Here is a 5,399-nt window from a genome sequence, read left to right on the forward strand (position 1 = left end):
CGTGGCCGCAGGCAGATCGGGGTTGCGCAGGCTGATCACGATTCGTTTGCGCAAGTCCAGGCCATCCATCAGCGGCAAAATGTGGTGCTTGAACAGCCGCAAGAAGCTGCCATCGGCCAAGGCTGCCTCCAGTCCCCGTTGAAGGTCCGCGCCCAATTCTGGTCGGTTCTTGCTCACAAAAAAGTAGAAGGCGGCAGGGTAGCGAATCACAATGGCGTCGTCGATCACCAGTGGCAAGTCCTTGTGTGACTGCCACTCGTTGCGCACTTCCATCACCGAGCGCGGGAAATAGTCGATACGGTTGGACCCCAGTTGCTTGAACAGCCCTTCGTACGTGGGTGAGGCCACCACGTTCAGACCGTTGGCCTTCAGTACCGCCGTATCCGGCCAGTCGTGCATCTGACCCGCGCTGTACTGCGCCAGGGCGGGCAGATCCTTCACCGCACCGAATACTGTGGCCCGTTGGGCGTTGAGCAGCGCCACACGCCAGCCAATCAGTCCTCGGTCGATGGGAATGCGCACGGGCAACAACTGCTTTTCCCGCTCCTGGTTGGTCATGACCCAGATGACGTCAAGCGTGCCGGTAGCAGCGGCCAGTTCGGCGATGGCGCGGCTTTGCACCATCACGCTGGAAGACTGCTTGAGTTCGTAAGGCTTGCCGGATCTGGACAGCGCCAGGCGCAGCACCTCCAGCACATATTGCAGTTGCGGGTCGTTTTGCGCCTGATGGCGGGGATAGATCACCAATTGCGCGCAAGCGCTTGCCCAGCTGAACAGCAGGGCAATGGACATCAGCCAAGGCTTCAGGATCCGGGGCATGGCGCATATCGGTAGTGGTTCAAGCACAGCACCTTACATCCCCCTCGTCCAGGCAGGCAAGGGCGGGGGAATACACCACGACCATCCGCGACCCGGATAACGGACAATGAGTTGGTTTGCGTCCGCACCAGTTTCGAGTCCGTTTTCAAGATGTCCCATACCCGTTACGAGGTGAGCTTCACCGGCAATGTAGAGACTTACCGCCCCATCTGGCGCAAGAACATGCTGCTGCTTCTATTGACGGCGGGTTTTGCCTTGCCCTGGGCTTTGGTGGGCAGCCTGCGTTATTTTTATCAGAACACGCACGTGGCGGGGGGCAACCTGGATTACCACGCCAACCCATGGAAGATGTTCGCTGGCAACGTGGTCGGTACGGTGATCCTCAATGCGATTTACTACGGCATTTCATTGACGGGGCCTTATCACATGATGGGTGTGGCCGCGATGCAGATTCTCACGGCGGCGATGTTGCCTGTCTTTCTGCACGGGTTTCTGGAGTTCCAGCTCATGCACACCAGTTGGCGTGGCCAGCGTTTGAGGCTGGCTGCCACGCCCGCAGATGCGATCAAGGCCATGGGCTTGCCAACGCTGCTGTACATCGTGGGCGGCGTGCTGGCTGTGTGGGCGGTGATTGCGGGCATGGGCGGTGAGCGCGGCTTGTCCTATCTGTTGGGCGGGCTGGCTGCCGCCACGCTGTCTTTGTCCTTGCCGTGGATGTACGTGCAGTTCAAGCGCTATCAGCATCGCCATGCCGCCTTGGGTGATTGGCACAACGAGTGTGGCCACGGTTTCAGGCAGGTCGATGCCTTGCGCGTGAGTTTGCGTACCGCCGCGTTGGCGCTGGTGGCCATGCTGCTCGTCATCCTGCCTTTGATCTGGGGGCTGTCGGAGCTGGTCGGGCTGGATTGGGAAACGGTGGCCCGGCTCAAAAGCGCGGAACACAGCACCGAGAGCATCCGGCTGAGCCTTGTGCTGCTGCCTGGCATCTTCCTGCTCATCGTGATGATGATGGCCCTGCCATACCCCTACCTCAGCGTGCAGTTGCAGAACCGCCTGTGGTCGGACACGGCACACAAGCAGATTCGCTTCGACAGCGCGGTGCCCGAGCGGGAACTGCTCAAGCTTACCTTGCGCAACTGGTTGCTCGTGGGCTGTACCCTGGGCTGGTATTACCCGCAGGCGGCCATCAGCGAGACCAGGCTGCGCCTGCGATCGGTATCGGTGTGGATCAAGCCTGAGGTGATGGGCGATTTGCAGGACAAGCCGACTTCGTGACAGGCAGCAGAGCTTGGGGTTAAGGGGCAAACGCCTGGAACGACATCTCTAGCTGGCGTGGGCCTCGCCCCAGTAGTGATACGACACGAAGCGAGGCCCAGGCAAATAGCGCGATTGCGTTGCCGCATTGAAGCCTGCGTCTTCGAGCAGCAAGGGGATGTCGCGGTCCAGCATGCATCCACCGGCCAGCTTGCTCCAGTACGGTTGCAAGCGCGTCTGCCAGCGCGCCACGTTGCCATCGGGTGCCAGCCCATGCTCGGAAAACAGCAGTTTGCCGCCAGGTCTGAGCACGCGGCGCATCTCGGCCAGCGCTGCAGCAGGATCTGGGATGGTGCACAAAGTGTAGGTGCACACGACCGTGTCGAAGCTGGCGTCAGCCACGGGCAGCTTTTCGGCGGACAGGCCAATCAACTCGACATTCAGGCCTGCTTGCGCGATGCGTTTGTCGGCCAGGTGGTGCATGCGCAAGGCCGGGTCCACACCCACGATTTTTGATACTTGCGTCTTGTCGTAGAAGGGAATGTTGAGGCCTGTGCCCATGCCGATTTCCAACACCTGGCCTCGTGCCTGGGGAATGATCTTCTCGCGCTGGCGAGCCACCGGCCGGATACCGCAGGCCATGTCGATCAGATAGGGCAGCACGTGGCGGTCGTACCAGCTTTCGTGGCTCATGCTGACGCGCCTTTCAGCAGAGGTGACAAGGCCTGCGCCAGCATGGGCGCCATGGCGATGGCGTTGCTCTCATGGGCGATGCAGTCGGTGCTCCAGACATGGCCCACGCCGGCAGCCTTGATCACGTCCAGCGCATCGCCAGCAAACAAGGCATGCGTCACGGCCACATCCACGGAGCGGGCGCCAGCATTCAGCAGCAACTTACTGGCTGCGGCGATGGTGCGACCAGAGCTGGCCACATCATCCAGCAGCACCACAGCCCGGTCTCGCACATCAAGCAAGGGCAAGGTGATCTCGACATCCTTGTCGCCATGGCGTTCCTTGGTGCACACGCCGTAATCAAAGTGGAAGGCCTGGGCCGCGGCCTGTATCCATTGCGCGGATTCGGCATCGGGGCCGATCAGCAGTGGCTGGTCGTGGTGCTGCGCGATCAGCTGAGCCAGCATGGGCGCGCCGGACAAGCTGATGGCGTTATCAAGCGGAATCGCTTCGTCGAGCGTGGCAATGCGGTGCAGGTGCGGGTCTACCGTGATGACGGCATCAAACAGATCGGCCAGGAAACGGCCCACCACTTTCTGGCTGACGATCTCGCCTGGGTGGAAGGCGATGTCCTGGCGCATATAGGCCAGATAAGGCGCCACCAATGTGATGTGGCGGGCGCCCAGTTCGCGGGCCTGGCGGGCGATCAGCAAGAGTTCGACCAACTTGTCGTTGGGGCGATCCAGGCTGCGATAAATCACCAATTTGCCGGGCAAGGCACCGTGCGCATCCAAGGGCAGGCGCAGTCGAAGTTCATCGTCCGGGAATCGGTGGGATTCGATGCAGGCCGCAGGGATGCCACTGGCTTGGGCCAGGCGCTCGGCGGGGGCTTGCTCGTCGGCAAAGTAAAGCAGAAGGGCGCTCATGGGTGTCTGGTGTGGCTCGATCAGAATTCGACGAACAGGCTGGGCACTTCGGATGCCAGGCCCAGCGTGAAACCGCTGCTGCGCTCGCAAGCCTGGCGGGCAAACTCCAGATCGGCAGGGTAGGCGGCATACACGCGGTACAGCGCTTCGCCGGCATTCACGGGCTCGCCCAGCTTGTGCAGCAGATCCACGCCCGAGCCTTGCACCTTGGGCGCGCCCGCAAGCCGGGCAATGCGGGCCAGTTGCAGGTTGTCGATGCTGGTGACCACGCCATTTCGGTCGGCGAACACGTCGAAGCTCAGTGGCGCCAGTTCGGGCTGTTCAGGATCAAAAGGCTTGGCGCCCTGGGCTTCGATGATGGCCATCATTTTGCTCAGTGCGCGGCCCGAGTCGAGGATGTCTCGGGCAATGGCGTAACCATCGCCGCCGCGCACATCGGGATCGAACTCCAGCATCCGGCCAGCCAGGCGCAGGGCCTTCTGGCGCAGGTCGGCGGGGGCGCGTGGGTCATTGCGCAGCACGCGCATCACGTCGCGGGCTTCGAGCACCGGGCCGATGCCATTGCCCACAGGTTGCCGGCCATCGGTGACGACCACATCCAGCGTCAGGCCCAGGCGGTTGGCCACGAACTCGAACAGCTTGCGCAGGCGCTGGGCCTCGGGCATGGCCTTGACCTTGGCGGTTGGGCCGACGGGGATGTCCAGCAGCAGGTGCGTGGAGCCGGCCGCGATCTTCTTGGACAGGATGGAGGCCACCATCTGGCCGGGCGAGTCGATCGACAAAGGACGCTCAACCGCGATCAGTACGTCATCAGCGGGCGAGAGATCACTGCTGCCGCCCCAGGCCAGGCAGGCGCGGTGCTCGCGCACGATGTCCCACAGGCGATCGAAGGGCGGCTCGACATTGGCCAGCACCTCCATCGTGTCCGCCGTACCGGCTGGCGAGGTGATGGCGCGCGACGATGTCTTGGGGCACAGCATGCCGTGTGCGGCCACGATGGGTACCACGAGCATGGATGTGCGGTTGCCGGGAATGCCACCGATGCAGTGCTTGTCCACCACGGGGTGTTCGCGCCAGTCGAGCTTGCGGCCCACGGCGGCCATGGCATCCGTCAGGTAGTAGACCTCTTCGCGGTCGAGCTCGCCCTGGTTGGAGGCGACCACGAAGGCGGTAAGTTCGATCTTGGAGTAGCGGTGCTCGGCGATGTCGCGCACGATGGCGCGGAAGTCGTCCTGCGTCAGGCGCTCGCCAGCGATCTTGCGGTGCAAGGCCGGGATGGAGGAGGGCGGCTCAGCCTGGCTGATGCGGGAGGGGTGTCCGCTTTCCACGCCCAGCTGCACAAAGGCATCTTCGGAGACACCGAGTTCATCCACGCCCACGATACAGGCATCGTCCACCACATTGAGGCTGGCGAGGATGCGTTTGCCATTGGCGCGTATCTCGACCTTGGACAAGGCCTGAAAGCCCTCGGCCCGGTAGATGGCGCAGTCGCGATGCAAGTAGGCGACGTTTTCGCGGTAGGTATCAATCGCCACCCGCTTGAGCTTGAGCAGCGGTGCGGCGTTGTTCTCTTTGGATTCGGTTGGCGTGGCCATGGAGGGAACGGTTGTTTCTCAACATCGTACCCCCCCAGGTAGGGCTGGCGTCAAGCGTGAATCAACTTCACCGTGAAACCTTGAGCGGTCTCGATGACCTTGATCAGACGATCGATATTGGGATGCTTGCCGG

5 protein-coding genes are annotated in these 5,399 nt (G+C 62.3%); 1 reads left to right on the forward strand and 4 read right to left on the reverse strand.

Translation table 11 applies throughout. The features are described 5' to 3' along the window. On the reverse strand, positions 1-819 hold an 819-nt coding region (locus tag EPO09_RS02570), incomplete at its 3' end, for a hypothetical protein (protein ID WP_290639842.1). A gap of 150 nt (positions 820-969) precedes the next feature. Here EPO09_RS02570 and EPO09_RS02575 point away from each other — a divergent pair. Continuing rightward, positions 970-2,094: a DUF898 family protein gene (locus EPO09_RS02575; protein ID WP_290639844.1), complete on the forward strand. Its 1,125-nt coding sequence runs from the start codon at positions 970-972 to the stop codon at positions 2,092-2,094. Positions 2,095-2,142: 48 nt separating this feature from the next. Here EPO09_RS02575 and EPO09_RS02580 read toward each other — a convergent pair whose 3' ends face one another. The 3 genes from EPO09_RS02580 to EPO09_RS02590 are packed head-to-tail and all read right to left on the reverse strand — an operon-like array spanning position 2,143 to position 5,266. After that, on the reverse strand, positions 2,143-2,766 hold the full coding sequence (locus EPO09_RS02580) for a class I SAM-dependent methyltransferase (RefSeq protein WP_290639846.1): 624 nt from the start codon (positions 2,764-2,766) through the stop codon (positions 2,143-2,145). After that, entirely contained in the window at positions 2,763-3,671 is a 909-nt protein-coding gene (locus tag EPO09_RS02585; RefSeq protein ID WP_290639848.1) for a ribose-phosphate diphosphokinase, read from the reverse strand. The genes EPO09_RS02580 and EPO09_RS02585 overlap by 4 nt, the downstream gene beginning before the upstream one ends. 20 nt (positions 3,672-3,691) lie before the next feature. Then, the gene (locus EPO09_RS02590) at positions 3,692-5,266 is read right to left on the reverse strand and encodes a thymidine phosphorylase family protein (RefSeq protein WP_290639849.1); all 1,575 of its coding nucleotides are present in this window, start codon (positions 5,264-5,266) and stop codon (positions 3,692-3,694) included. Positions 5,267-5,399: the final 133 nt, after the last annotated feature.

This window comes from Aquabacterium sp. (assembly GCF_004297345.1).
GTDB lineage: Bacteria > Pseudomonadota > Gammaproteobacteria > Burkholderiales > Burkholderiaceae_C > Aquabacterium.